Below are 26,073 nucleotides of genomic sequence, written 5' to 3' on the forward strand. Positions count from 1 at the left end.
TCCGTCATTACAAAGGAAAACGCATGCGAGCCGATCCCAGCTATGTCAACCTCTTGACGCAGTCGCTGAACGACGCCGCCAACCGAGCCAATATGCTCTCCGGTCAGCTTTCGAGCGGTTTGCGCGTACAGTCTCTCTCCGACGATCCGTCCGCGGCAGCACAAAGCACACAGATGGGCAGCCAGATCTCTCGTGTAGATACTTTCGTTCAAACGGCCTCGGGAACCTCATCGATGCTGCAAGTCACCGATTCCACCCTGGGCGAGGTCGTGACGCAGCTGACTTCGGCCATCTCTCTGGCAGTACAGGCTGCCAACGGAACGCTGAACAACGCCAATCTTCAGGCCGTTATGCAGCAGGTGACAGGCATTCGCGATCAGGTACTCTCACTGGCAAATACGAGCTATCAGGGCCACTACCTCTTCGCTGGAAGTAAAGGTACGGCAGCACCCTACTCGCTCGATACAACAACCACTCCAGCAACCGCAACCTACACCGGCGACTCCAACGTGCAGTTCATCGAGACGCCCAGCGGACAAAAGATTCAGACAAGCCTGCCCGGCTCGGCCATCTTTGGCTCGGGGACCTCGGGAGCGCTCGGTGTGTTGAATCAGTTCCTCGCCGATCTTGCCGCCGGAGCGCCTTCGAGCAGCTTCGCAACCGATACCAATGCACTCAACGATGCACTTGCCCAGGTATCGACACAACGTTCTTCGCTGAATGGCTCGCTAAGCACGCTTCAATCCACCAGCACCTATGCGCAAACACAGGAGGCACAAATGAAGATCCTGCAAAGCTCGCTGGTCGCAGCCGATCCTGCCTCCATAGCAACGCAACTGAAGTCAAACCAGACGCAGTATCAGGCGCTGCTGAATGTAATCAGCGCACTCAACAAAGTCAATCTCTTCGATTACCTGAAATAGCGAGCGATTACTGCTTGTTGAGCTGGTTGAGAGCTTTTTTGATCTGCTTGATCGTTGTGTCATCGGGAGAGAGTTGCAGGCAGGCGTTATATTCTGCAATCGCCTCATCACGCTTATTCATCTTTTGCGCCATACGAGCAAGAGCAAAATGCATATCAGGGTCTGAGGGCTGAATCTTCACTGCATCCTTTGTGCGCAGATATGCGGCGTTGAGATCGCCTTTGCCCTCATAAAATTTGGCAATGTCGAGATCTTCAGCAGCGCGCTCTTCATCGCTCTGCAGCTTCTCGACTTTAGGCAAGCGACGGCGGACGGATGCGCGAGGGTTATCTCCCTTGTCGTTCAGCGGAGGCGAGTCGGCATCTGTCGCAGGATCGTTGCTGCTGGATGAGCTATCGCTGCCAGAGCTGCTACTGGAACTACCGCTCTCTGAATCAGCACCTGGCATAGGGGGAGCAGAGCCTGGGAAGGGATGTTCTTCAGCAGCCGAGGAATGATTTGCCTGAGGAGTGGGTTCGTCGGGCGAAGATGTTGAAGTGCTGGGCAACGCAGGTGGCGGAGTCTCGCCGGGGAATGGGAACCGTTCGGAAGTAGACGAACCTTTTTGCGCTGGAGTGCAGGGAGAGGAAGATTTATCTGTCTTGCCGGCAGACTCTTCTGAAGAGGATGACGAAGAACTTGTCTTTCCCGCCAATTCTGCTGTCGGGCACGGTGAAGCCGCCGGTTGCTGAGCCTGCGCCAACTGCACGCATCCTAGAATGATGCCCACTGCAAAGACATGGATCGGCAATAGACGGAAATCGTTCAGCATCTCTTGGTTAGACTACTCGCATCGTTGTTTCGGCTGTCCGGCATAATCCTTTGACTCCCACAAGCAACAGTTTGTTATAGTCAGCTTGCAACGAGGGCGCGCGGATGAAGAGGAAGAGAAGCTCTTCTCCCATTCTCCGCCCTCGGACACCAAATCCTTTCATTCTGGACGTTTTTCCCATGGTTTCTGGACTGATGATCCGCTCTTCGTCCATCCACGCGGCGGGCTGCTACACCACTCGCCCTATCAAAAAAGGAACTCCCGTCGTGGAGTATGACGGTCCGCGCTTCAGCAAAGAGGTTGCGGATGAGCGATATAAGGACCGCTTTATCACGTATCTCTTCAGCACCGGCGACAGCGGCGAGGTCATCGACGGCTTCGGAACGGCGATGTTCATCAACCATTGCTGCGACCCGAACTGTGAGACGGAAAACCTCGACGGCCGAATCTGGATCGTAGCAACACGCGACATCACTCCAGGTGAAGAACTAACCTACGAGTACAATCTGCACGACTCCGATGACGATGATGCCGATTGCTATTGCGGTAAGGCAAAATGCCGCGGAACGATGTTTTCCGAAGAAGAGGTCAAGCGCCGCGCCAGAAAGGCCCGTCGTGCAGCGAGAGCGTGAGTGTGCTCTCCGGACGCTACAATAGCAGGATGCGGCCTTGAACCGCACTTTGGCTATGGCATATCAGGTTTTAGCGAGAAAGTACCGCCCGCAGCGCTTTGCAGACGTCGTTGGACAGGACCACGTCACCGTAACGCTGATGAACGCCCTTACGCAGGGCCGAATCGCGCACGGCTATATCTTCAGTGGACACCGTGGCATCGGCAAGACCACCATTGCGCGTATTCTCGCGATGGCGCTGAACTGCCGCAACACAATCGGCAGCCCGGCTCGCCCGACGGCCGAGCCCTGCGAAGTCTGTGAATCGTGCACGGAGATACGCGCGGGCAACTCGGTTGATGTCATTGAGATTGACGCCGCCACGAATCGCGGCATCGATGAGATTCGCGAACTGCGTGACGCAGCGCGGTATCGCCCGGCACGCGACAAATATAAGATCTATATCCTCGACGAAGCTCACCAGATCACAGATGCTGCCTTCAATGCCCTGTTAAAGACGCTTGAGGAGCCGCCGGAGCATATCGTCTTCATGATGGCGACAACGCAGCCGGAAGATATTCCGCAGACGGTGCGGTCGCGCTGCCAGCACTTCAGCTTTCACGCCGTCAAGCTGGTCGACATTCTCGGGCAGATCCGCGCTATTGCTGATCACGAGGGTGTGCAGGCAGATGATGCTGCTCTGGCTCTGCTTGCAGAGGCAGGTGACGGCTCCATGCGCGATGCATTGTCGATCATGGACCAGGCCATTGCCAGCGCTCCGCTGGAGGACGGCAAGCCCAGGCTCGACGCGGCCCAGATTCGTGAGCTGATGGGCACGGTTCCCAACGCTGTCTTCGAGCGCATCCTGCAGGCGGTCGATGGAAACCGTAGCGCCGAGGTCATCACGACGGCAAACGAGCTGCTGGATGCCGGCAATAGCCCGGCACAGCTCGCCCGTCAGTGCGTGCGCTACCTGCGAAACTGCATCATGGCAAAGATTGCAGGTGTCGAAGCGGATGGTTCCGGTCTGGACGGAGTCGCATCGGAACTACTCCAGATTTCGGCGGATGAACAGCGCCGTGCAGCGCGGTCCGCAGCGCTGTTTACTGAAGAAGAGCTAACTCGTTTCCTGCAGGTGATGCTGCGGACCTTTGACGAGCTTGGCTATCGCCAGGAGCAACGCTTCCACTTCGAGCTTGGTCTGTTGAAGCTGGTTCATCTGCGTAGGCTGCTACCGGTCGAAGAGGTGCTAAGCCGCTTCCCTGTTCCCGGTGGCTCAGGTGGCGCCGAATCGCCGCGTCCGCGCCCCGTAAATACACCTAACACGACAACACCGCCTGCGCGTGCCAGCTCTCCAACTCCGTTTGTTGTTCCTGCTGCACCGACCAAGCCTGCATTCTCCCCGTTCTCGGCAGATACTAGCCGCAAGTCGATTCCTGAAGCTGCACCAGCACGCGTTGAGCCCAAGGCTTCGGCGGCTCAATCCGCACCGGCTGTAACGATGACGGCGGTAGCCGTGATTGAAGATGAGCCTATATCCGACGTTACGCCGTTGGAGGTTGCAGCGGACCTGTTGGGGCTGGGAGCTATGCCTGTTGCAGTTCTAGAGCCTGAAGCAGTTCCGATTACACCACCCGAAACAGTTGCGTCTTCAGCATCGGCGGGTGGGGCGAATTCCGCAGAAGAGCTGCAACGCGTTGCCGTTGAAGCTCTCTCAGCGGCAAAGAGTCAGGGAACGGCCGCGGACGCTATCGGCGATGCCGAATGGACAGTCGAAGGTGGCGAGATCCGCGTTCAGACTGCACTTTCGAAGACGATGCTGTCGATGGTGATCAATGCCGATGCGGATCGGATTATCCGGGCAGCTTTACGGACAGCAGGAGCAGGCGCGCTGAAGCTGAGTCTGCTGCCGGGCGCGGCGAACGCCGTGGCGAAGAAGCCGAAGGTAGCGCGGACAGGAAGCGCGCAGGCGAAGGCGCTCGATCATCCGGTTGTGCAGCAGGCGCAGAAGCTGTTCAATGCCGAGATACGCAACGTGATCGATCTGCGCGACAACGATTAAGGATTTAGCCATGAATCTCTCAGACCTGGGAAAGATGAAAGACATGATGGGGCAGGCGCGCCAGATGCAGGAGCAGATGGAGCGCAAGCTGGCCGAGACGGTGATTGAAGCCTCGAGCGGTGGAGGCGTCGTTACGGTTCGCATGAACGGCAAGAAAGAGGTTCTGCGGCTGAAGATCGATCCGACTGCTGTCGGCAGCGCGGGCAGCGATCTTGAGCTGCTGGAAGACCTGATCGTTGCCGCGATCAACGAAGGGGGTCGCCGCGCTGATGAAGCGATCAAGTCCAGCGTCTCCGGGATGTTGGGCGGCCTGAATATTCCGGGGTTGACCTAGTGGCTCGATTTGCTGAGCCGATGACGCGGCTGATCGATGAGCTGCGCAAGCTGCCGGGAATCGGCACCAAGAGCGCGCAGCGGCTGGCGTTTCATGTCCTGCGCTCTTCGCACGACGATGCCGAGCGGCTGGCTGGCGCGATTCGCGAGCTGAAGGCGAGTCTTCGGCTGTGTTCGGTGTGCAACAACATCACGGACGTCGATCCTTGCAGCTATTGCACCAATGCGGCGCGCGATCAACGGCTGGTCTGCGTGGTCGAAGAGCCGACGAACATCGCGACAATCGAGAAGACGCGCAGCTATGCGGGCGTCTATCACGTGCTGCATGGAACTCTTTCTCCTATTGGCGGTGTTGGGCCGGAGCAGCTTCGGATTGCGAACCTGATGACTCGTCTGCCTGAGTTAGATGAGGTGATTCTTGCGCTGTCGCCAACAACCGAAGGCGAGGCGACGGCGCGTTATCTTGCCGATGAGATTCGGCGTGCGGATCAACAGATCAGGGTCACACGCATCGCGACGGGGGTTCCAGCAGGCAGCGATATCGAGTACGCAGACGAGATTACGATGTCGCGCGCGCTCGAAGGCCGCCGCGAGTTGTGATGTGTTGAAGATGTTGTCATCTTCACGTGATATAAGGCTTTCATGAATAATCGTCTCAGCCGTCGCGGCTTCCTTCGTCAGAGTTTTGCTTTCAGTGCACTTGCGAGTCTTGGCTCGCTGCCTTCGCTTGCGATGAAGCAGGCTTCGTCGCAAGGAGCGTCGAACTGGCTGCTGGTCGGCGATTGGGGCTATGAGAAGTTTGAGGCGCAGACAGCGGTTGCTGCTGCGATGAAGAAGTATGTTCACCAGCAGTCGTTGAAGACGGATGCGCTGATGATGCTAGGCGACAACTGGTACGGCGACCTGGTGGGCGGCGTCGATTCGCCACGCTGGAAGACGCAGTTCGAAGAGATGTATCCGGCTTCGGTCTTTAACTGCCCGGCGTATGCGGTGCTGGGCAACCATGACTATCAGCGGATGCCGGAGAGCAAGGTTGCGGCAGAGCTGGCGTATGCGAAGCGGCCCGGAACGCGCTGGAAGATGCCAGCTCGCTGGTACCGGTTCGAGTTCCCTGCTGTGAAACCGCTGGTGACGGTGCTTGCTCTCGACAGCAACATGCCGCGTCCGCTGGGTGCGCAGGCGAAGGGCGTGAACTTTACGCTAACCGATGCGGAACGGCTGGAGCAGCTTGCGTGGCTGAAGGCTGAGCTGGAGAAGCCGCGCACGACGCCTTACCTGATCGTGATGGCGCATCATCCGATTTATTCGAACGGGCCGCACGGCGATCACAAGGTGCTGATTGCGGACTGGGAGCCTTTGCTGCGCGAACATAAGGTCCATCTCTACTTCGCGGGGCACGATCATGATATGCAGCACCTGGAGTTCGACGGGCATCCGACTTCGTTTGTGCTGTCGGGCGGCGGCGGCGCCGATCTTTACACGCTGGAGATCGATGAGGCGAAGCGTGGACCATATGCAGCGAAGATCTACGGCTTCAGCCATCTGGAGATTACGCCGGAGTGGCTGACGCTGCGGCATATCGACTCAGAGGGACGGCTGATTCATGGGTTCAGGAAGTCGCCCTCGGGTGAGATGCGGGTGTTGAGCTAGACCCCCTCCCCCCTCTGGTTTTCCATAAACCACCTATTTTCAATGCATTACGCGTTTTCAACAGCGCAAAATATTGAAAATAGATGATTTAGAAGCAAAAATATAGATTCCAAATGAGTTAGCCCCGGCTTCGAAGCCGGGGCTATTTTTTCTATCTGGTTTAAGTATAGCGAAACGGAGATAACTGATCGGCAGATTTTTGTGGGTTTATTTGATTTGGAATGAATGAGTTGTGATTTTGGGGGGCTTGACAGGCATCTTTGCTCCCGTTGGCGGCTGCGTAATTTTTGCGATGCGCTCGAGATTCGTGACTCTGCGAGCAAAATGCGGGGGTTCCTCGGCTCGCTGCGCTCGCTCGGAATGACACCTGTTGAAGACGTGGATGCGACACGCCAATGCTGGCACCAGCGTGCGATGACCGGCGTACCCTAGCTCAGGTTTTCGCCGGTCATTTCCGTGGGCTTTTTGAGGTTGAGGAGATGGAGGATGGTGGGGGCTATGTCGCGCAGGCTTCCGCCGGGCCTGAGGATGGCGTGGTGGCTGGTGTCCTGCTCGTCGTTGATGAGGATGAAGGGGACGGGGTTGGTGGTGTGTGCGGTGTGGGGACCGCCGGTGATGGGATCGATGAGAAGCTCGGCGTTGCCGTGGTCGGCGGTGACGAGCAGCGAACCTCCGCGCTGTTTGACGGCGGAGTAGATGCGGCTGAGCTCGGTGTCGATGGTTTCGACGGCCTTGATGGTGGGGTCGAGCTTGCCGGAGTGGCCGACCATGTCGGCGTTGGCGAAGTTGACGATGATGACATCGAAGGCGGTGTCGTTGACGGCCTTGACGACGGCGTCGGCGATGCCGGCGGCGGACATCTCGGGCGCGAGATCGTAGGTGGCGACTTTCTGCGAGGGGATGAGGACGCGGTCTTCGCCGAGGAAGGGTTTTTCGATGCCACCGTTGAAGAAGTAGGTGACGTGGGCGTACTTCTCGGTTTCGGCGACGCGAAGGTTGCGGAGACCGGCATCGGCCATGACGTTGGCGAGCAGATTATCCATTGACTCCGGTGGGATGACGACGGGGAGACGGAAGTTTTTGTCGTACTGCGTCATGCAGACGTAATGGATGTTTTGGGGCGCTTCGTTGCGCGGGATGGCGAGGTCGAGCTCAGCTGCCTTGGGCAGATCGAGTGCGTTGTCGGTCGTGAGGCCGCCGGGGACGTCGGAGCTACGGGCGAGGACGCGAGTGATCTGGCGGACGCGGTCGGCGCGGTAGTTGAAGCAGATGCAGACGTCGTTATCGCGGATGGGTCCGATTGCCTTACCGTGCTGGTCGACGACGGTGAAGGGCGGGACGAACTCGTCGGTGATGCCGTTGTTATAGAGCTCGCGAATACGGGCGAGCGGGTCGGTGTAGGTGCCACCTTCGGGGTGGCCGGTGACCATGGCGTCGAAGGCCTGGCGCTCTTTCTCCCAGCGGAGGTCGCGGTCCATGGCATAGTAGCGGCCGGAGATGGAGGCGATCTGTCCTATGCCGATCTCGCGAATCTGCTGCTCGAGGGATTCGAGGTAGCCGAGGCCGCTGGTGGGCATGGTGTCGCGTCCGTCCATAAAGGCGTGGACGTAGACGCGGGTGAGGTGATGCTGGGCGGCGAGCTTGAGGAGCGCGTAGAGGTGGCGCTGCTGCGAGTGGACGCCGCCGTCGGAGACGAGTCCGAAGAGATGGAGGGCGCGGTTGCCCTGCCCCGCAAGTTGGACGGCGCGGGTAAGGACTGGGTCGGAGAAGAAGGAGCCGTCCTCGATGGCGGCATCGATGCGGGTGATGTCCATGCGGACGATGCGTCCGGCGCCGAGGTTGAGATGGCCGACTTCGCTGTTGCCCATCTGGCCGTCGGGAAGCCCGACGTAGTGGTCGCTGGCGCGGATGAGGGTGTTGGGGTAGGTGGCCAGGAGCTTGTCGTAGGTGGGCTTGCGGGCGAGCGCGATAGCGTTGCCGTGAGTCTCGGGGCGGTAGCCCCAGCCGTCGAGGATGGTGAGGACAATCGGTTTTTTGGGCATTGCTTTGGTTCAGGATACCAAGAGTTTTTGGGGTGATGGTTGATGAGGCTGGGAGATGAAGACGCAGATCCTTCGAATGCGCAGCCTCGCTGCTCTGATCAGGATGACACTTTTGTAAAAACGCCAGATATTCGTGACTCTACATGCGAAATGCGGGGGTTCCTCGACTACGCAGCTACGCTGCTTCGCTCGGAATGACACGGTGGTGGGTTAGAGGAAGTGGAGGCAGGCGACGAAGGTGAGGAACGCGAGGAGGGCTCCGAGGATGACGTCGAGGGCGTAGTGGTAGCGGCCGATGACGGCTCCCAGGGAGATGGCTATGGCGATGCCGAGGAAGAGGAGGCCGATGGGGATGGAGGCGTGGAGAAGGACGAAGGCGACGGAGAAGGCGGAAGCAACGTGGGCGCTGGGGAAGGAGATGGCATGGATGCTTCCGTGCTGGAGAATCCAGCGGTTGAAGACGCGGCCTTTGTTGATCTGGGCAGGAGGCGGTGTTGCGGCGGGCTCGACGAGAGAGCGTGGCGGGTAGGCAGGGACGAAAGGAGTGATGGCATAGCAAAGGTACGTGGCGATGAGGACGACGAGCCAGAATCCGGCAACCTGGCTGCGGAGGTTGGCGAGGTAGAGGGAGAGGAGTCCGAGAGGGACGAGGGGATAGCAGGAGAGGTAGGCCATCTCCAGCAGGAAGCCGATGCCGGTGCGTGAGGTGCCGGACTGTGAGGCGATGGTGGGGATGAGGCGGTGGTCGAGGTCGAGGAGGCGTTGCTGGATGCGTGGGTTTGGCGCGAGGAAAAACTGTCCGGTCTGCCAGTACGGGATGAGGAAGAGTGGGACGGTGAGCCAGTCGCGGAGGATCGAGGCGGCTTCGGGTGGCAGTGCGCGGGCTATGAGGAGGGCGATGGCGAGGATGACGGCAGCGGCTAATGCGAGGGTTGTGATGTTGCGCTGGCGCTGGCGCGGGAGTGGAGTGAGCCAGGCGGCGAGGGCCAGCAGGAGGGAGAAGCCGAGCTGAATCCATTCGGAAGTACGCATCGCTGAGGCGTCCTCACTTCGATGGCTACCGCGATTCTATTGATATCACTTTGAGGATGGGTGGTCGAAGAAGTCAGGGAGAACCTGAGTGGCGGTGCCGAGGATGATGTCGTCGAAGGAGGCGGCGTTGGAAGGTTCTTCGGGGCCGATGTAGATGGTGCGGGTGCCGGTCTGGCGGGCGATGTGGACGAATCCGGCGGCGGGGTAGACGGAGCCGGAGGTGCCGACGACGAGGAGTGTGGTGGCGCGGTCGAGCTGGGCGTAGATGGATTCCATGTCGAGGGGGATCTCGCCGAACCAGACGATGTGTGGGCGGATGGGTGAGCCACAGGTGGTGCAGGTGGGGAGCGGTGCGGACTCGTAGAAGGCGCTGTCGGCGAAGGGCTGATTGCAACGAACGCAGCGGGACTGGAAGAGCGAGCCGTGCATGTGGTGGATGCGATGGGAGCCGGCGCGTTCGTGGAGATCATCGACGTTCTGAGTGCAGAGGTAGAAGCGGTCTCCTAGTTGCTGCTCAAGCTGGGCGAGGGCATGATGCGCGGCGTTGGGCTGGACGGCGAGAGCGTCGCGACGGCGCATGGAGTAGAAGCGCCAGACGAGGAGCGGATCGGCGTCCCAGGCTTCGGGGGTGGCGACTTCTTCGACGCGATGGCCGTTCCAGAGGCCGCCGGAGCCACGGAAGGTAGCGAGGCCGCTCTCTGCGGAGATGCCTGCTCCGGTGAGGACGAAGAGACGGTCGGTGGAGCTTAACTTCATGCTGGTTGAGGAACGAGGTGGAGATCGTCTGCCGTGTCGTTGACGGGTGCCTGCCAGCCTCCGGGAGGCGTGACGTTGTTGAGGATTTGCTCGGGCTCTCCGGTGGGTCCCCAGGTGTGGGGCTCGTAGGGATAGACGGGTGTTCCGGCCTTGAGGACGGGGTCGACGATGCGCCAGGCTTCTTCGACGTAGTCCTGACGGGCGAAGAGAGTGGCATCGCCAGCCATGGCGTCCGTGATCACGCGCTCGTAGGCTTCCATCTCTTCGGGGCGGGGGTAGCGGCAGGCTTCGAGCTCGACGACCTGGCGTGGAGCGCTCTCGTCCACTGCCGATACGGAGACGCAGAGCGCGATCGTCATCTCAGGGCTGATGCGGAAGCGCATGTGGTTCTGCGGAGCCGGGTCGGTCATGTTGGTAGCGGGAGGGCGGCGAAGGCGAGCGATGACTTCGGTGCAGGTGGTGGGAAGGTTCTTGCCGGCGCGGATGTAGAAGGGGACGCCGTCCCAGCGCCAGTTCTTGATCTCAAGCTGAAGGGCGGCGAAGGTCTCGACGGTGGAGTTGGGGGCGACGCCTTTCTCGTCCTTGTAGCCGACGAACTGGCCGCGAAGGAGGTTCGATGGTTCGATGGGAGGAATGGCTTTGAGGACCTTGGCTTTTTCGTCGCGGATGGATTCGGTGTCGCGTCGTGCGGGGCACTCCATGGCGAGGTTCGACATGACCTGGAAGATGTGGTTCTGAATGACGTCACGGATGGCGCCGGTCTGATCGTAGAAAGAACCGCGGCCCTGGACGCCGAAGTCTTCGGCCATGGTGATCTGAATGCTTTCGATGTAGTCGCGGTTCCAGAGCGGCTCGAGAAACGAGTTGGAGAAGCGGAAGGAGACGATGTTGTGGACGGGGCCTTTTGCGAGGTAGTGGTCGATGCGGAAGATCGATGACTCGGGGAAGGCGGAGAGGAGGACGCGGTTGAGCTCCTGCGCAGAAGCGAGGTCGTGGCCGAAGGGTTTTTCGACGATCATGCGCGCGCCCTGCGCAGAGCCGGATTTTACGAGCTGCTCGACGACTGTCTCGAAGAGCGAGGGCGGGATGGCGAGATAGTGGGCGGGATGTTTCGCATCGCCGAGCTGCTTGCGTACTTCAGTAAACGTGGCGGCGTCGGAATAATCGCCATCGACGTAGCGGAGGAGCGAGCAGAGTTTCTGAAAGGCGTCTGCATCGAGGCCGCCATGCTGCTCAAGTGAGTCTTTAGCGCGGGCCTTGAGTTGATCGAGGTTCCATCCGGCCTTGGCGACACCGATGACAGGCACGTTGAGGTGACCGCGCTTGATCATGGCCTGGAGCGAGGGAAAGATCTTTTTGTAGGCGAGATCTCCGGTGGCTCCGAAGAAAACGAGGGCGTCGGACGGAATGGCGTGCTCCACGGCGGGGGCTTGAGTGCTCAAGAGGAGGCTCTCCTTGTGTTGATTATCGATCTTCCATCATTTGTCTGCGGGCTTTTCGAGGTGGCCTCCGAACTCGTACCGCATAGCGGAGAGGAGTTTGTCGGAGAACTCGGCGAGGCCGCGCGAGCTGAAGCGCTCGTAGAGTGCGGTGGTGAGTACGGGTGTGGGAACGCCTTCATCGATGGAAGCCTTGACGGTCCAGCGGCCTTCGCCGGAGTCGGAGACGCGACCACCAAACTTTGCGAGAGCGGGGTCTTCAGCGAGCGCGGTGGCGGTGAGGTCGAGGAGCCAGGAGGCGATGACGGAGCCGCGACGCCAGACCTCGGCAACGGCTGGGAGGTTGAAGTCGTACTGGTAGTGCTCGGGATCGCGGAGCGGCGTGGTTTCGGCGTCGATCTCGGCGGTGTGCTTGCCGATGTTGGCTCCCTTGAGAACGGCGAGGCCTTCGGCGTAGGCGGCCATCATGCCGTACTCGATGCCGTTGTGCACCATCTTGACGAAGTGTCCGGCACCGCTGGCTCCGCAGTAGAGGTAGCCCTGTTCGGCGGTGGTGCCGATCTTGTCGAAGCCGGGGGTGCGGGGTACGTCGCCGGGGCCGGGAGCGATGGCCTGAAAGATGGGATCGAGATGCTGCACGACGGACTCTTCTCCGCCAATCATCATGCAATAGCCGCGCTCGAGCCCCCAGACGCCGCCGGAGGTGCCGACATCGACATAGTGAAGCCCCTTGGGAGCGATCTCTTTGGAGCGGCGAATGTCATCGATGTAATACGAGTTGCCGCCGTCGATGAGAATGTCTCCGGCCTGCAGCAGAGGGGTGTACTGGGCAAGTGCAGAATCGACATATCCGGCGGGGATCATAAGCCAGATGGGCCGCGGCGGGGCGAGCTTGCTGACGAGGTCCTGAGCGGAAGAGGCTCCGATGACTCCCTTTACTTTCGCAAGGTCGGCGACGACTTCGGGTGAGCGATCGTAGACAACACATTCGTGTCCGTGAGCGGCGAGGCGGCGAACCATGTTCGCGCCCATTCTTCCAAGACCTACCATTCCCAGCTGCATCGGCATCTCCTTGAGTTAGGACGAACGCAGGGGAATAGTCTACGGCAAAACCGATGCCGGCTCGATGAATGGAGGTTTTTCAGGTGCGAGGCTGCCGGAGGACGAAACAGAAGCGGCACCGGCGTCGCGTATCGGACGCTGGTGCCGCTTTTTGAAAACTACTCGCCGAAGTTGACGGACTCGATGCCGAGGAACTCGGCGGACTGGCCGAGCTCTTCTTCGATACGGAGGAGCTGGTTGTACTTGGCGATGCGGTCGGTGCGCGAGGCCGAGCCGGTCTTGATCTGGCCGGCGTTGGTGGCGACGGCAAGGTCGGCGATGAAGGTGTCTTCGGTTTCGCCGGAGCGGTGGCTGATGATGGAGGTGTAGCCGTAGCGGCGGCCGAGCTCAATGGCGTCGAGGGTCTCGGAGATGGTGCCGATCTGGTTGACCTTGATCAGGATGGAGTTGCCGACGTTCTGGTCGATTCCCTGCTGCAGACGGTTGACGTTGGTGACGAAGAGATCGTCGCCGACGAGCTGGGTGAAGTCGCCGATCTGTTTGGTGAGGAGCTTCCAGCCGTCCCAGTCGTCTTCGGCGAGGCCGTCTTCGATGGAGACGATGGGGTACTGGCGCACCCAGGACTCCCAGAAGTCGACCATCTGCGCGGAGGACTTCTCGGAGTTATCGGACTTCTTGAAGATGTACTTGCCGCTGGCCTTGTCGTAGAACTCGCTGGAGGCGGGGTCGAGCGCGATGGCGATGTCTTCGCCGGGCTTGTAGCCCGCCTTCTCGATGGCCTCGAGAATGAGCTCGATGGCTTCGGCGTTGGCCTTGAGGTTGGGGGCGAAGCCGCCTTCGTCGCCGACAGCAGTGTTATAGCCCTTCTTCTTGAGGACGCCCTTGAGGGTGTGGAAGGTTTCGGTGCCCCAGCGGAGGGCATCGGAGAAGGTCTCTGCGCCGACGGGCATGACCATGAACTCCTGGAAGTCGACGTTGGAGTCGGCGTGGGAGCCGCCGTTGATGATGTTCATCATGGGCGTGGGCAGGACGCGGGCGTTGACGCCGCCGAGGTAGCGATAGAGCGGGAGCTTGAGGGCATCGGCAGAGGCGCGGGCGACGGCCATGGAGACGGCGAGGATGGCATTGGCGCCCACCTTGCCCTTGTTCTCGGTGCCGTCGATGCCGATCATCGTGGCATCGATGAGGCGCTGGTTGGAGGCGTCCATACCGGTGAGCTCGGGAGCGAGGATGGATTCGACGTTTTCGACGGCCTTGAGGACGCCCTTGCCGAGGTAGTGTTCTTTGTCTCCGTCACGCAGCTCGACGGCCTCGTGCTCGCCGGTGGAGGCACCGGAAGGAACGGCGGCGCGACCGCGCGCTCCGCCGTCGAGGACGACGTCAGCTTCGACGGTGGGGTTTCCGCGGGAGTCGAGGATTTCGCGTGCGTGGATAGAGACGATCTCGGTCATGTTGCTCCTATGGCTTGGAAGTTCAATGTGTTGCCGGACGACGCGATGAAGGAGGCGCTCGTTCAGTTTAGGACGCCGGTCGACGGGCACAGAGGCTCCGCCTGCTGCGGCGATGGATTGAACGAAGTGCTGTCCTGGGCTGGCGCCAGAAGATTTCACCAGAAGAATTCTAGCAAAGCGGTGCAGGGGGAGCATGAGCGACGCATGAATGACAGGAAGGTTGCGGAGTGGTGCTCAAGAGATGTAGTAGCAGGGTCGATTCCCTGCCCGGCGAAATTCACACCACGATTGGCTGGGGATTTTAGCTTTAAAGAAGGATGATTGGGGCACATAAGGCTGTGGGCCCGCCCTGGAGGATTGAGTAATGAAGACACGGATGACAACGGTGGCAGCCCTTGCGTTTGCCGCGCTCCCGCTAATGGCTCAGGATGCGCGCACGGGAGTCTCGAACCCGGACTCGGTAACGATTGATGCGAACAATACGGACGCAACTGCTGCTCCCAAGGCTGCGGCCCCGGCGAAGCCTTCGGCAGCAAAGCCTGCGGCAGAGGAGACGTATGGAGCCTATGTGCCCTACACAGGCCCAGCGGTTGCCGGTGCAGTACCTGCTGCTGCGGTGCAGGCTGCTCCTGCAGGCGATGTGGATGCACAGATTGTCACCAGCGTTCCTGAGCGTGAGGGTGAGATCAATGAAGGCACCTTGCTGCGGGTGCGGATGCGTGAGCAGATTTCGACGGCGACGACGGCTCCCGGCACGAAGTTTACGGCCGAGGTGATGGAAGCGCTGACGAACAATGGCCGCGTGATTATTCCGATCGGCTCGATCATGGAGGGCCAGGTGACGGAGGTTCATGCAGGTAAGCGGATCTCCGGCGCGGCGGCGCTGCATCTTGAGCCGCGCAATATTACGCTGCCGGATGGAACGGTCTATGTGGTTCATGCACAGCTGATCGATACACCGCTGAGCAGCTTCAACGTGAACCGTGAAGGCACGCTGAAGCGCCGCGACCGCACGAAGGAGACGCTGGGTGTTACGGCTCTGGCGACGGGCAGCGGCGCAGTGGCCGGCGCGATGCTGGGTGGAGGCGTAGGCGCGCTGGTAGGCGCAGGCGTTGGTGCGGGCGTCTCGACGGCGATGTGGCTGAAGCAGGAGCGGCAGGCGACGCTGGCGCAGGATTCGCGCCTGGTGTTTAGTCTGACAACTCCGTTGCAATTGAAGCCGATTCATGCGGCTTCGGTCAGTGCCGCTACCGGTGCGGGGCCTGCGTTGAAGGCTGTTCCGGCTGAGTAGTTTGCTTGCAGGATGGAGAAAGGCGGACTTCGGTCCGCCTTTCTTATTTAGTGAATCTCTCCTTAGTTGCGGACCTGAGCGAGGAGGCGCTTCCAGTTCTTCTGGTTGCGGCGATAGCTCTTCTTAAGATCTTCGAGGATGCGCTCGAAGTCGGCGTGGCCGGAGAGGCGCTTCCATGCGGGATTCTTGGAGAACCACGGGTAATTTTCGTTGCCGAGGTAGATGGCGCGGCGTAGCCAGTGAAGGGCTTCGCTTTCGTCGCCATCGACGGCGAAGTAGGTCGCGAGGCGGTAGGCCATCTCGCTGTCGGCCTCGGCAGCGGCCAGGGTTTCGTCGATGATGAAGGTTGCGGCTTTCTGACGGTCGCCGAGCTGCACGTAGCAGAGCGCGATGGTGGGAAAGACGATGCGCAGCGACTTCTCGTCGCGGATGACGTTCTCGAGCGTTTCGATCGCGCCGGAGAGGTCGCCGATTCGCATTTTCTGATAGCCGAGGGAGATGCGCAGCAGGGGCTGACGCGGCTCGAGCGTGAGACCTTTCTCAATCTCGTCGGCCGCCAGCTCAAGCTGATTCTGATACTGGTAGACGCGGGCGCGATGGTTGTAGATCATGGCCGCGTTCGATGGGTTCATGCGCAGCGAAGTGTTGAACTGCTCTAGCGCTTCGTCGTACATGCCATCGATGCGCAGCGTGAGCCCGGCGACCATGCGGACGTTCCAGTCGTTGCCCGCAGTCTGCAGGAGATGCTCGATGCCGTGGCGGGCAGATTCTTTTTCGCCACGAGAGAGCAGCATGTAGACGCGATAGAGGTTGGCTTCGACAGAGCCGGGATCGAGCTCGAGCGCGCGGTCGAAGGCGCGGCGGGCTTCGAGGACATGCATCTGGCCGCCGAGTCCGTGGCGGGTGTACTGGAGGTGCGTGATGCCAAGGCCAGACCAGCCGGGAGCAAAGCGATCGTTATGCTTGACGACGGACTCGAAGAGAGTGCGGGCACGGTCAAGGTCGTCGCGATTGCCGGTGCGGGTCATGAAGGAGGAGAGGAGGGCGCGGGCCTGCAGGTACTCCTCAGAAAGGTCTTCGGAGAGCGACGTAGAAGGCGCGGTGGAGCGGTTGTTATTCTCCGCCGCAGTGAGACGCCCGACGCCCTGGAGCGTGCTGAAGACTTCGTTGCAGATTTCGCCCTGCACGCTGACGAGGTCAAACGAGGCGACATTGATGGAGCCGCCGGCGCGGACGCTCTGGCCGGGGACATCGAGGAGCTGCCAGTTGAGGTCGAAGCCTTTGTCGGAGCGGAGGAAGTTGCCAGCGAGGACGAAATCGGTGAGGAGCTTCTTGCCGACGCTTAACGGATCGAGCTGCTGCGTGGGAAGAGACATCAGTGCGCTGGAGGGACGAACCACGAGCGAGGGCATGCGGGCGAGGCGCGCGGCGATGGCGTCGGCCAAGGCATAACCATAGAGCGGAGCGACGTCGGCGGGGCCGTAGTTGATGAAGGGCAGCACGACGATGCTACTGGTCTGCTGCTTTTGCGAGGTGGAAGAGCCAGACTCGCGGAAGCGCTCAGCAAGCATCGAAAGGATGCCGGTGGTGCGCTTCTCTTCTTCGGGTGTGTCGAGGGCTAGTCTTCCCTGCTGCGGCAGGAGGGTAAGGGACTCGCTGCCAACCATCAGCGTTGCGTCGAGCTGCATGGAGCGCATGATGGTCTTGAGCGACTCGCGGATATCAGCGGCGCTGGCGAAGCGGGCAGCGGGTTGTTTCTCAAGGCAGCGAAGGACGACGCTCTCCATCTCGCTGGGAAGCTGCGGATTGATTTCGCGGATGGAGGGCGGATCGGCAAACTGAATGGCGCGTATGGACTGGAAGTCGGGCGCGTCGGGGCGGTGGAAGGGATGGCGTCCGGTGGCAAGCTCAAAGAGGACGAGGCCGAGGGCGAAGATGTCGGACTGGACGCTGGACTGGCCGGTGACAAACTGCTCGGGCGCCATGTAGGCGATGGTGCCGCCACGCGCGGTGTAAGTGGCTCCGAGGGGCGGAAGATTGCTCTTGTCGGCGGGGCCGGAGGGGTCGAAGTCGGTCTTGTCGAGAGCGAGACGACGCGCGAGACCGAAGTCGAGAATCTTGATGAGGCCACCGTCGGTGAGCATGACATTGGCGGGTTTGAGGTCGCGATGGAAGATGCCGAGCGAGTGCGCGGCGGCGAGACCGTCGGAGATCTGAATGCCGGCGGAGAGAACAAGCTCCAGAGTGGAAGGGCCGTCGGAGATGATCTTGTCCAGCGATTTGCCGGGGACATACTGCATCACGATGTAGGCTTCGGAGCCGTCACCGGATTCGGCAGGAGCTTCGCCTACTTCATAGATGGCGCAGACATTGGGGTGGTCGATGGCGGAGGCAAGACGGGCTTCGCGGAGCTGGGTAGCGCGCATCTGCTCGGTGGTAAGGTTGCCGCGCTTGAGGATTTTGATGACGACCGGGCGCTGAAGCAGGGTGTCATTGGCAAGAAAAACGACGCCGGAGCCGCCAGCACCGATCTTGCGGACAAGCTCATACTGCTCGATGACGCGTCGCTTCATATCTCCATTATTGCAAGGAGTTGCATGTGGAAGATGTCTGTGTCGTTATTTACAGCGTGTGACGAAGGCAGGCTGGGTTATCGGCCGAAGGAGTAGGTCACTTTAACGATCTGATTGTCGATACCTGGATTGTTATTGCCCGTGTAGTCATTGGAGAGATGGTGGATGCGGTACTCCGCTGACCAGGAGTGGTGATGGTCGTGGAAGAACTCTATGCCTGCTCCAAACTCGAAGGTGAAGTTGAAGCGCGAGGAGTCGTTGACAGGGATGTCGCGAGGAGCGACGAGAAAGCCAGCGTTGCCGATGACAAAAGGCTGGATGCGGCTGTGCGGGATGAAGTTGATGCGCTGGCCCAGTGGGCTGAGGCCTCCGGCATAGGTCGAGCGGGTACTGCAGGTGCGTGTGACCGTGTAGCCGGAGAAGCCGGAGCCAGGATTGGGCTGAACGACAATGACCGCCGGTCTGCAGGCGGAGACGGATGGCGTGCTCTCAGAGAATGTGCCTGCTGAAGAATTGACGGTCAGATTGGCGACGGGATCCTGGATGAGAGCGAAGGGCAGCAGCTCAGGCGCATAGTACCAGTCGGCGTATTGGGTATGGAGCAGGCGGCGGGAGTAGGCCAACCCGAGAGCGGTGAGACGCCTGTTTTGTGTGACTCCAAGAATGACGTGGCTTGACGTATTGGAGTACTCGGCGAAGACGGAGAGAGACTGCCGCATGGAATAGGTGTGCGGCTCCTGCGCATGCAGAGCGAATGACCCAAGAGCAAAGAAGAGGCTTACCAGACGACAAGGATTTTTCATTCGAAGGAGCAAGCGTGCGGAACGACGCAGGATCAATGATGCGACGTGCGGCCTTCACGCTCCCAGGGGCGCGGATTGACCGGGTCGTCCTGCCACTTCTGGCGACGTCCAACGAGGAACATGATGAGGCCGAAGAGAAACATGAGCAGTCCCCAGCCGAGGTTCAGGTTGACGCCGAGCGAACGCTCGTAGATGGCGGAGTTTCTGGTGATGAATCCGTAGATGGAAATAATGCCGCCGGTGATGAGAAAGATGAGGCCGAGCGGGATGCGGATATCAAGTCCCATGGTTCTCCTTCAGGTACAACTGATTCTACTTTTTCTCGAGTCCCATGGGGCCTGCGAGCGTTGCTTCGATACGGTCCAGATCAACCGGGAAGTCGTCGACGCAGTCTTCATCGTAGCTGAAGTTATGGATGACTCCATAGTGTTGTGCTCCGACGCGGCGGCTCATGGTGTAGAAGTACTCGCTGGGATGCGGCTCGGAGTAGAAGACAAGCACTTTTGCCCCGGGAGCGAAGGCGATTCCTCCGAGGCCGCTGCCGTGTGGTCCGGCGATGACCTCGGCTCGCTGAAACATGTCCACCTGATCGCGGAGGCTGAGCTTTTCGGGCTGGATTTCGATAAAGCCGTATCGAGACAACAGATCGACGAGCGCGCGTTCGTTTTTGATCCTGCGGCGCCTGGCACCGGCGCGTGAGAGATAGATCCTGAGGTCTTTGGCAGGGTTCTTCGGCAGCCCGAAGCCGTGGGCAATTCTGCGGCGAATCTCGTCGTAGTAATAGGCATCGTGCAGGTAGCCGTTGCATCTGCCGGAGAGATACGACGGCAGGATAAATCGGTCGGCTCGAATCCACGTTTTGCCCGGGACAGACTGGATTGTCATCGAGGGAGGAGCGACGAGTGCGAGTGTTTCGCGTTGAAAGCTGCCCAGGTCGTCGGTGATGAACAGGGTGAGGGGCTGACCTTCCATGTAGCGTTCGATGGTGAGCAGTTGAGGGAGACAGTCGGCGAACCAGTGCCAGAAGCTGTAGGAGTCGATGCGCTGGATGGTGGAGGCTACTCCAATATGGTGCTCGGTTTGCCGGGGCTTAAAGCTGCGATAGGCGGGGCTAAGCTGGAAGCGATGCGGCAAGAGTACGGAGTCGCAGAAGACCTCGAAGTCCTTGTTAGCAACGAGACCGAGATGAGGGTAGTAGTGGGCAGGCGATACCTCGCAGACAAAGGCTTCGGCGAGCGGGATGGTGCCTGAACCGTAGTTCTTCGCCAAAGCGAGGAATGATTCGTCTCCTGGCTGTGCAATGGAAACTGACTGCGCGGGATGGAGGACACGGTAGCCGTGTACCTCGTGGCCGATGCGATCCTTTGCAGCGATCAGCTTTGTAACGCGGAGCTTTTCAAGTCCCAGACGATCGATCGGCTTCAGAAGGGTCTTGTCGGCCTTCCGGATCACCTTCTTTGCTGCCCAGGTGAGTTTTTCTCCCAGTGCATCAGGGATGAGCTCAAGCCCCGGACCATACGGCTGCTGCATCGAAACCTCCAATCACGGATCGGAAAATCGACTTCAGGCCCTGGGAGTCAGGACAAAACCGGCGATACAAATTACGCAAAGATCAGGTTGAGGATGACCAGAAGTCCAAGAACGCTCCAGGCTAGGGTAGAGGGCTTTTGGTACCAGGCCAGGTGATGCTCAGCTGGTTTGGGAGTAAGCGAGTAGACGAGGCCAACCAGCTCGGAATCAGGCCGCGGCTTCGTGACCAGGCTGACCGCAATGGTGACGATCAAGTTGACGGAGAAGGCGAAGATCGCGGTCCAGAAGTTCTGAGCCATTTCGCTGGAGTACCGATGAACGACGGAGATCCAGCCGCCGTGAATACCAGGAGTGGCGTCCGTAGGCATTGTGAGTCCGTGATGGACGAGAGCGGCCAATGTTCCTGAGATGAGGCCCGTAAAAGCAGCATGACCGGTGGTGCGCTTCCAGAACATGCCGAGAAGGAAGGTCGCGAAGAGAGGCGCGTTGACGAAGGAGAAGACGAGCTGCAGCGCGTCCATGATGTTGTTGAAGCTGGTGGCTGCATAGGCTGCGGCGATGGAGAGGAGAATGCCTCCTATGGTCGCCATACGTCCCATCCACAGATAGTGCGCATCGGTTGCGCGCTTGTTGATGTAGGCCTGATAGATGTCGTAGGTCCAGACGGTGTTGAAGGCGGTTACGTTGCCTGCCATACCGGACATGAAGCTAGCAAGAAGTGCGGTGAGGCCGAGTCCCAGAATGCCGGTCGGAAAGAAGTGCAGGAGCATGACGGGGATGGCAAGATCGTAGTTATAGACGGGCTGTCCGTGGCTGTCGACGATGGCTTTGCCGTTGAGCGGGTCGGTCTTTTGCGGAATGATACCGTGCGGGTGCTGATCGACAAGAGCCGCACCCGTTGAACCAGTAACGATAGCCGTGGGTGCTGCCGAGGTGTGTGAGGTAATGCTAACGGCGATAAGTCCCGGCAGGATGACCAGGAACGGAAAGAACATCTTCGGGATTGCAGCGATCAAAGGGACGCGGCGGGCAGATTCTTCGGAGTCAGCCGCCATGGCTCGCTGGACGACGAGGAAGTCGGTGCACCAATAACCGAAGGAGAGAACAAAGCCGAGTCCCATGACAAGGCCAACCCATTCAACCCCGAGGGTATTGGTATTGGCATGAGCCATACCGCGCCAGGAGTGCGTCATGGCCGCTGGCAGTGTCTGCTTGATTCCCTGCCATCCTCCAACGTTACGAAGGCCGATCCAGACTAGTGGGGCAAAGCCAGCGACGATGAGGAAGAACTGGAGGACTTCGTTGTAGATGGCACTGGTTAGGCCACCCAGGAAGATATACGCCAGAACAATGATGGCCGACAGGAAGACAGAGACATGGAAGATGTACTGATCGGGTACGATGCCGTGGAGAAGTCCCAGGGTCTGGATCAGCAATGCCATCGCATACATGGAGATGCCGGAGGAGAGCACGGTCATGATGGCAAAGGAGAAAGCATTGACGGCGCGGGTCTTTTCGTCAAAGCGCATACGGAGGTACTCCGGTACGGAGCGCGCTTTGGAGCCGTAGTAAAACGGCATCATAAAGATGCCGACGAAGATCATCGCAGGGACAGCGCCGATCCAATAGAAGTGGCTCGTATTGATGCCGTATTTGGCACCCGAGGCCCCCATGCCGATGACTTCCTGTGCACCGAGGTTTGCCGAGATAAAGGCGAGGCCGCAGACCCAGGCCGGGATGGAACGTCCGGCGAGGAAGAAGTCGTTCGAAGTGCGCATATAGCGCTTGAGGGCAAACCCGATGCCCAGGACGAAGGCGAAATAGACCAGCATGATGAGCCAGTCGACGATGGAGAGATTCACGATTCCCCTTCAACAGAACGAGTGTGCTTTTAGTTTACTTCGGCTCAATGTAAATAGTTTCTTCTGCCTCGTCTAGCGTCGTTTACATAGGCCCTAACGGCGTATGGATGCAGCAATTATTCCATTTGCATTGTTCCTGATACCCCGTTAGCAGCAGAAAACCACGAACGAAGGTGGGATGGCAAAGGAGGAAGCTGCCCTTTTTACTTAATGCGAACAAACCTGAATGTGCAAAGCGGCATCAAACGCAATTAGTTTGAGCATCGGTCAAAACAGCTAAGAATGTCCTATGACCGATGTTTTGATGGATTCTGTACGATTTTGATCTATCGGGACGGCCAGACAGTATCGGTTCCTGGCTTGGCCTTTGGGGCGTCCTGCTCTGCACTGGGAACATACTTTTACGGAGATTTTTCCGTATCGAATCCTCAGATGATCTTTGGAGAGAAACGTGGCACGAAAAATGCCAGTTTACTCCTGGAGTAGTTGATGCCGACCACGAAGACGATTCTCCTGGTAGATGACAATGCGGTACAGGCTGCGATCCGACAGGTGATTCTGCGCCGGTCCGGCTATTTCGTCATTACCGCATTGAATCCGGCGCGAGCACTGGAGCAGTTGAGGAATAACGACTTCCCTACTGAGGTTCAACTGGTCGTCACGGACCACGTCATGCCCGATATGAGTGGAACAGAGTTTGTGCAGCAGATCCGTCGGTCCTTTCCGAAGATTCCTGTACTGGTGATCAGCGGCATGGAAGAGGCTGAGGCGTTGTATGACGGGCTACAGGTCGAATTCCGCCTGAAGCCTTTGCCTCCGGAGCAACTGCTCGAGTGCGTTCGAGAGCTGGTTGCAGAACCTGACGCATCGTCCACAGCGGATGTGCCGGCCGCCGTCACCATCCCTTCTGCGCGATAAACGGCGGTTTCTTACCGCCTCCGTTGCTGTTTTCCCTTGACGCTTGAGAGAATGGGGTGGAGGAATCCATGCAAAGCCATCCCATGCCCGAGTTCGGGAGTTTTGCGCTGCTTCTGGCCCTGGCGCTGAGCGCGTATACCCTTGTTGCGGGCGCGGTTGCGCTTTGGCGGTCACGGTCGATGCCTGGTTTTACGGCTGGCGGCGACGGAGCGGGACGGCTGGGCGAGACGGCTCGTAGAGCAGGCATCGCCAGCTTTATCGCGCTAAGCTGCGCAGCATTTGCGCTGGTCTGGGCTGCATTCACCAACGACTACTCGGTTTCGTACATCCTGCACCATACGAACCGCGACCTTAATACGGCCTACAAGTTCTCGGCGCTGTGGAGCGGCCAGGAGGGCTCGCTGCTGTTGTGGGCGTGGCTGTTGAGCTGCTACGGCTTTGTTCTGCGGATGCGTCACAGGGTGGATGTGCGGCTGTCGGCTTTTGCCTCGACGATTCTGGCAGGTATACAAGTCTTCTTTCTATTGCTGCTGAACTTTGCAGCTCCTCCATTTGCGATTCAGCCGGGACCGGTAGCGCAGGATGGCTTCGGGTTGAATCCGCTGCTGCAGTATCCCGAGATGGTGATTCATCCTCCGATGCTGTATCTGGGATATGTGGGGTTCTCAGTGCCGTTCGCCTTCGCTCTGGGCGCACTGATGATGCGGTATCCGGGGGAGAAGTGGATCCACATTACGCGGCGCTGGACGATGGTGACGTGGCTGTTTTTGACCTGCGGCATCTTTCTGGGAGCGCACTGGGCCTATAGCGTACTGGGCTGGGGCGGCTACTGGGGATGGGACCCGGTGGAGAATGCTTCGCTGATGCCCTGGTTGACGGGTACGGCGTTTCTGCATTCGGTGATGATGCAGGAGAAGCGCGGGATGATGAAGACGTGGAACGTCTGGCTGATCTTCTCGACGTTCCTGCTGACGATCCTGGGGACGCTGCTGACGCGCTCCGGCATCGTCTCGAGCGTCCATGCATTTGCGCAGTCGTCGATCGGTGACTGGTTCTACGGATTCATTCTGGTCGTCTTCGCAGTCTGCCTGTTTACGTTTTTCAAGCAGAAAGATCATCTGAAGAGTGAGAACAGGCTGGAGTCGATTGTCAGCCGCGAGTCTAGCTTCCTGTTCAACAATCTCATTCTGCTGACAGCTTGCTTTACGGTGCTCTGGGGGACCCTCTTCCCTGTTTTAAGCGAGTACGTGCAGGGTTCGAAGGTGACGGTAGGCGCGCCTTTCTATAACCGCGTGAATCTGCCGATCGGGATATTTCTGCTCTTTTTGACCGGCATTGGGCCGCTGCTGGCGTGGCGCTCGACCTCGCTGCGCACGATTCGCAGAAACTTTGTTCTGCCATGCATCGCGATGGCTGTTGCTCTGATTGTGTGCATCGTGGCGGGCGTAAGACCGTGGAACGCCGGCGACGACATGCAGGCGGAGCTCTTCTCACTGATCACCTTCACGCTGTCGGCTGGCGTGATTACAGCCATCGCAGCGGAGTTTCTGCGTGGCGCCGGTGTTGTGCGTACGCAGACTGGGAAAAACCTGCTGGCCTCAACGGTGTTGCTGGTGCGGCGGAATACGCGCCGTTATGGCGGCTACATTGTCCACTTCGGCATTGTGGTGATGTTTATCGGAATCGCCGGAGGAGCCTTCAACCAGTCGCGCGAGCAGGAGATGGGTTTTGGCGACACGATGCAGCTTGGCGGCTACAGGCTAGTGTGCCAGAGCTTCACACAGGACTCGAACCCAAATTTCGATACCGAGTACGCGCTACTGGATGTTTACAAGGGCTCGAAGAAGATTACACAGCTTGCGCCGGAGCGCCGCTTCTACATCGCCAGCCAGACGACATCGACGATGGTGGCGTTGCACTCGACACTGGCGCAGGATCTTTATGTGATCTATGAAGGCAAGAACCCGGATACGGATAAGCCGATCATCAAAGTCTTTATCAATCCGCTCATGAACTGGATATGGATTGGCGTGGTGATTGTGGTGCTGGGAACCTTCCTTGCTCTTATTCCCGCGCTTACGAAGTCTCCAGTACGCGCAGCTGTAACGGTTCCCTCGCCAGCCATTGCTGAGCCTGAGGTGCATCATGCTTAGGCGGATGACGACAACGCGATGGGCGCAGGGTGCGTTGGTCTGCCTGCTTGCGGTAGCGATGCTTGGCGCGGATTCAAGCTCACGCTTCGGCAAGCTAGGACACGAGATGGTTTGCGTCTGTGGCTGCGGGCAGATTCTGCTGGAGTGCAACCATGTCGGCTGCCCGGACTCGGACCGTATGATCGGCGAGCTGCGCCAGCAGGTCGCCGGTGGCGGCTCAAATACAGCGATTTTGAATTGGTTCTCGGCGAAGTATGGGCCGACGGTTCTGGCCGCGCCGATTCGCGGTGGTTTCGATAACGCGGCCTGGATCGCTCCTGCGGCGGTCTTTCTGCTTGCCACCGTGGGAACCGGGGTGCTGGTGTCGATGTGGCGTAAGCGTACGCGTCCGAGCACAGCCATAGCTGGAATGCCTGCTCATCCTCTTCAGGATGATGCGCTGCGGGAGAGAATCCGCCGGGAGACGGAGTACTGATGGGAACGGTTGCCGGACTCGTACTGACTATTGCGCTTTTCGTCTTTATCTTCTGGCCGGAGCGCAACCCGTTTTTTCAAGCGGATAAGACACGCCTGGATTATCTGCGGGAACGCAAGGAAGTGGTCTACGACAACCTGCGCGATCTGAACTTCGAGTACCTTGCCGGGAAGTATCCTGAGCAGGACTATGCCGAGCAGAGAGCAGCTCTCGAGAACGAAGCTGCAACGGTGCTCGCGGAGATGGACCTGCTGGAACGCCGCGCGGTAACCGCTCGATAAAGCGCAAGCTATCGC

General features: G+C 59.3%; 23 protein-coding genes. 11 read left to right on the forward strand and 12 right to left on the reverse strand.

Features of this window, described 5'->3' with window-relative positions; genetic code table 11:
• Positions 1-23 precede the first annotated feature (23 nt).
• Positions 24-923 (forward strand): flagellar hook-associated protein FlgL, encoded by a 900-nt coding sequence (gene flgL / locus KFE13_RS01935; protein ID WP_260705439.1) that lies wholly within the window; start codon positions 24-26, stop codon positions 921-923.
• Between the two features lie 7 nt (positions 924-930).
• Here flgL and KFE13_RS01940 read toward each other — a convergent pair whose 3' ends face one another.
• Positions 931-1,371, reverse strand: a complete 441-nt coding sequence (locus tag KFE13_RS01940; protein WP_260705440.1) for a hypothetical protein — start codon at positions 1,369-1,371, stop codon at positions 931-933.
• A gap of 542 nt (positions 1,372-1,913) precedes the next feature.
• On the opposite strand from KFE13_RS01940, the gene KFE13_RS01945 reads away from it, so the two are divergent.
• Genes KFE13_RS01945 through KFE13_RS01965 form a run of 5 tightly spaced genes read left to right on the forward strand, consistent with a single transcriptional unit; the run spans position 1,914 to position 6,390 of the window.
• Entirely contained in the window at positions 1,914-2,366 is a 453-nt protein-coding gene (locus KFE13_RS01945) for an SET domain-containing protein (protein ID WP_260705441.1), read from the forward strand.
• Between the two features lie 55 nt (positions 2,367-2,421).
• Positions 2,422-4,407: a DNA polymerase III subunit gamma/tau gene (dnaX, locus tag KFE13_RS01950; protein WP_260706882.1), complete on the forward strand. Its 1,986-nt coding sequence runs from the start codon at positions 2,422-2,424 to the stop codon at positions 4,405-4,407.
• A gap of 10 nt (positions 4,408-4,417) precedes the next feature.
• On the forward strand, positions 4,418-4,741 hold the full coding sequence (locus KFE13_RS01955; RefSeq protein WP_260705442.1) for a YbaB/EbfC family nucleoid-associated protein: 324 nt from the start codon (positions 4,418-4,420) through the stop codon (positions 4,739-4,741).
• Positions 4,741-5,340: a recombination mediator RecR gene (gene recR / locus KFE13_RS01960; protein WP_449240091.1), complete on the forward strand. Its 600-nt coding sequence runs from the start codon at positions 4,741-4,743 to the stop codon at positions 5,338-5,340. The genes KFE13_RS01955 and recR overlap by 1 nt, the downstream gene beginning before the upstream one ends.
• 42 nt (positions 5,341-5,382) lie before the next feature.
• Positions 5,383-6,390 carry a metallophosphoesterase gene (locus KFE13_RS01965; protein WP_260705443.1) on the forward strand — a complete coding sequence of 336 codons (1,008 nt, stop codon included), beginning with the start codon at positions 5,383-5,385 and terminating at the stop codon, positions 6,388-6,390.
• A 428-nt stretch (positions 6,391-6,818) separates the two neighbouring features.
• Here the strand turns inward: KFE13_RS01965 and gpmI are convergent, their stop codons facing one another.
• The 6 genes from gpmI to eno all read right to left on the reverse strand — a co-directional run bounded on the left by gpmI (position 6,819) and on the right by eno (position 14,172).
• Entirely contained in the window at positions 6,819-8,432 is a 1,614-nt protein-coding gene (gpmI, locus tag KFE13_RS01970) for a 2,3-bisphosphoglycerate-independent phosphoglycerate mutase (protein WP_260705444.1), read from the reverse strand.
• Positions 8,433-8,642: 210 nt separating this feature from the next.
• On the reverse strand, positions 8,643-9,464 hold the full coding sequence (locus KFE13_RS01975; RefSeq protein ID WP_260705445.1) for a phosphatase PAP2 family protein: 822 nt from the start codon (positions 9,462-9,464) through the stop codon (positions 8,643-8,645).
• Positions 9,465-9,509: 45 nt separating this feature from the next.
• Complete coding sequence (locus KFE13_RS01980) at positions 9,510-10,220, reverse strand: SIR2 family NAD-dependent protein deacylase (protein ID WP_260705446.1); 711 nt, start codon at positions 10,218-10,220, stop codon at positions 9,510-9,512.
• Positions 10,217-11,662, reverse strand: coding sequence for a glucose-6-phosphate dehydrogenase (zwf, locus tag KFE13_RS01985; RefSeq protein ID WP_260705447.1), 1,446 nt, complete (start codon positions 11,660-11,662; stop codon positions 10,217-10,219). The genes KFE13_RS01980 and zwf overlap by 4 nt, the downstream gene beginning before the upstream one ends.
• Positions 11,663-11,698: 36 nt before the next feature.
• Positions 11,699-12,721 carry a phosphogluconate dehydrogenase (NAD(+)-dependent, decarboxylating) gene (gene gnd / locus KFE13_RS01990; protein ID WP_260705448.1) on the reverse strand — a complete coding sequence of 341 codons (1,023 nt, stop codon included), beginning with the start codon at positions 12,719-12,721 and terminating at the stop codon, positions 11,699-11,701.
• A gap of 158 nt (positions 12,722-12,879) precedes the next feature.
• Complete coding sequence (eno, locus tag KFE13_RS01995; RefSeq protein WP_260706884.1) at positions 12,880-14,172, reverse strand: phosphopyruvate hydratase; 1,293 nt, start codon at positions 14,170-14,172, stop codon at positions 12,880-12,882.
• Positions 14,173-14,536: 364 nt separating this feature from the next.
• On the opposite strand from eno, the gene KFE13_RS02000 reads away from it, so the two are divergent.
• The gene (locus tag KFE13_RS02000; protein WP_260705449.1) at positions 14,537-15,463 is read left to right on the forward strand and encodes a hypothetical protein; all 927 of its coding nucleotides are present in this window, start codon (positions 14,537-14,539) and stop codon (positions 15,461-15,463) included.
• A 62-nt stretch (positions 15,464-15,525) separates the two neighbouring features.
• On the opposite strand, the gene KFE13_RS02005 is transcribed toward KFE13_RS02000, so the two are convergent.
• The 5 genes from KFE13_RS02005 to KFE13_RS02025 all read right to left on the reverse strand — a co-directional run bounded on the left by KFE13_RS02005 (position 15,526) and on the right by KFE13_RS02025 (position 22,231).
• The gene (locus tag KFE13_RS02005; RefSeq protein ID WP_260705450.1) at positions 15,526-18,036 is read right to left on the reverse strand and encodes a serine/threonine-protein kinase; all 2,511 of its coding nucleotides are present in this window, start codon (positions 18,034-18,036) and stop codon (positions 15,526-15,528) included.
• A gap of 77 nt (positions 18,037-18,113) precedes the next feature.
• Entirely contained in the window at positions 18,114-18,839 is a 726-nt protein-coding gene (locus KFE13_RS02010; protein ID WP_260705451.1) for an acyloxyacyl hydrolase, read from the reverse strand.
• Between the two features lie 32 nt (positions 18,840-18,871).
• Positions 18,872-19,126, reverse strand: a complete 255-nt coding sequence (locus KFE13_RS02015) for a hypothetical protein (protein ID WP_260705452.1) — start codon at positions 19,124-19,126, stop codon at positions 18,872-18,874.
• 25 nt (positions 19,127-19,151) lie between these two features.
• The gene (locus KFE13_RS02020; protein ID WP_260705453.1) at positions 19,152-20,369 is read right to left on the reverse strand and encodes a glycosyltransferase family 61 protein; all 1,218 of its coding nucleotides are present in this window, start codon (positions 20,367-20,369) and stop codon (positions 19,152-19,154) included.
• A 71-nt stretch (positions 20,370-20,440) separates the two neighbouring features.
• A complete protein-coding gene (locus tag KFE13_RS02025; protein WP_260705454.1) occupies positions 20,441-22,231 on the reverse strand; it encodes a sodium:solute symporter family protein in 1,791 nt (596 codons plus the stop codon).
• A 489-nt stretch (positions 22,232-22,720) separates the two neighbouring features.
• Here KFE13_RS02025 and KFE13_RS02030 point away from each other — a divergent pair, with 489 nt between their 5' ends.
• The 4 genes from KFE13_RS02030 (at position 22,721) to KFE13_RS02045 (ending at position 26,058) form a co-directional block, all read left to right on the forward strand.
• Positions 22,721-23,149 (forward strand): response regulator, encoded by a 429-nt coding sequence (locus tag KFE13_RS02030; protein ID WP_260705455.1) that lies wholly within the window; start codon positions 22,721-22,723, stop codon positions 23,147-23,149.
• A gap of 68 nt (positions 23,150-23,217) precedes the next feature.
• Positions 23,218-25,302 (forward strand): heme lyase CcmF/NrfE family subunit, encoded by a 2,085-nt coding sequence (locus KFE13_RS02035; protein ID WP_260705456.1) that lies wholly within the window; start codon positions 23,218-23,220, stop codon positions 25,300-25,302.
• Positions 25,295-25,777, forward strand: coding sequence for a cytochrome c-type biogenesis protein (locus KFE13_RS02040; RefSeq protein ID WP_260705457.1), 483 nt, complete (start codon positions 25,295-25,297; stop codon positions 25,775-25,777). The genes KFE13_RS02035 and KFE13_RS02040 overlap by 8 nt, the downstream gene beginning before the upstream one ends.
• Entirely contained in the window at positions 25,777-26,058 is a 282-nt protein-coding gene (locus KFE13_RS02045; RefSeq protein WP_260705458.1) for a hypothetical protein, read from the forward strand. The genes KFE13_RS02040 and KFE13_RS02045 overlap by 1 nt, the downstream gene beginning before the upstream one ends.
• Positions 26,059-26,073: the final 15 nt, after the last annotated feature.

Source organism: Edaphobacter flagellatus, from assembly GCF_025264665.1.
Taxonomy (GTDB): Bacteria; Acidobacteriota; Terriglobia; order Terriglobales; family Acidobacteriaceae; genus Edaphobacter; species Edaphobacter flagellatus.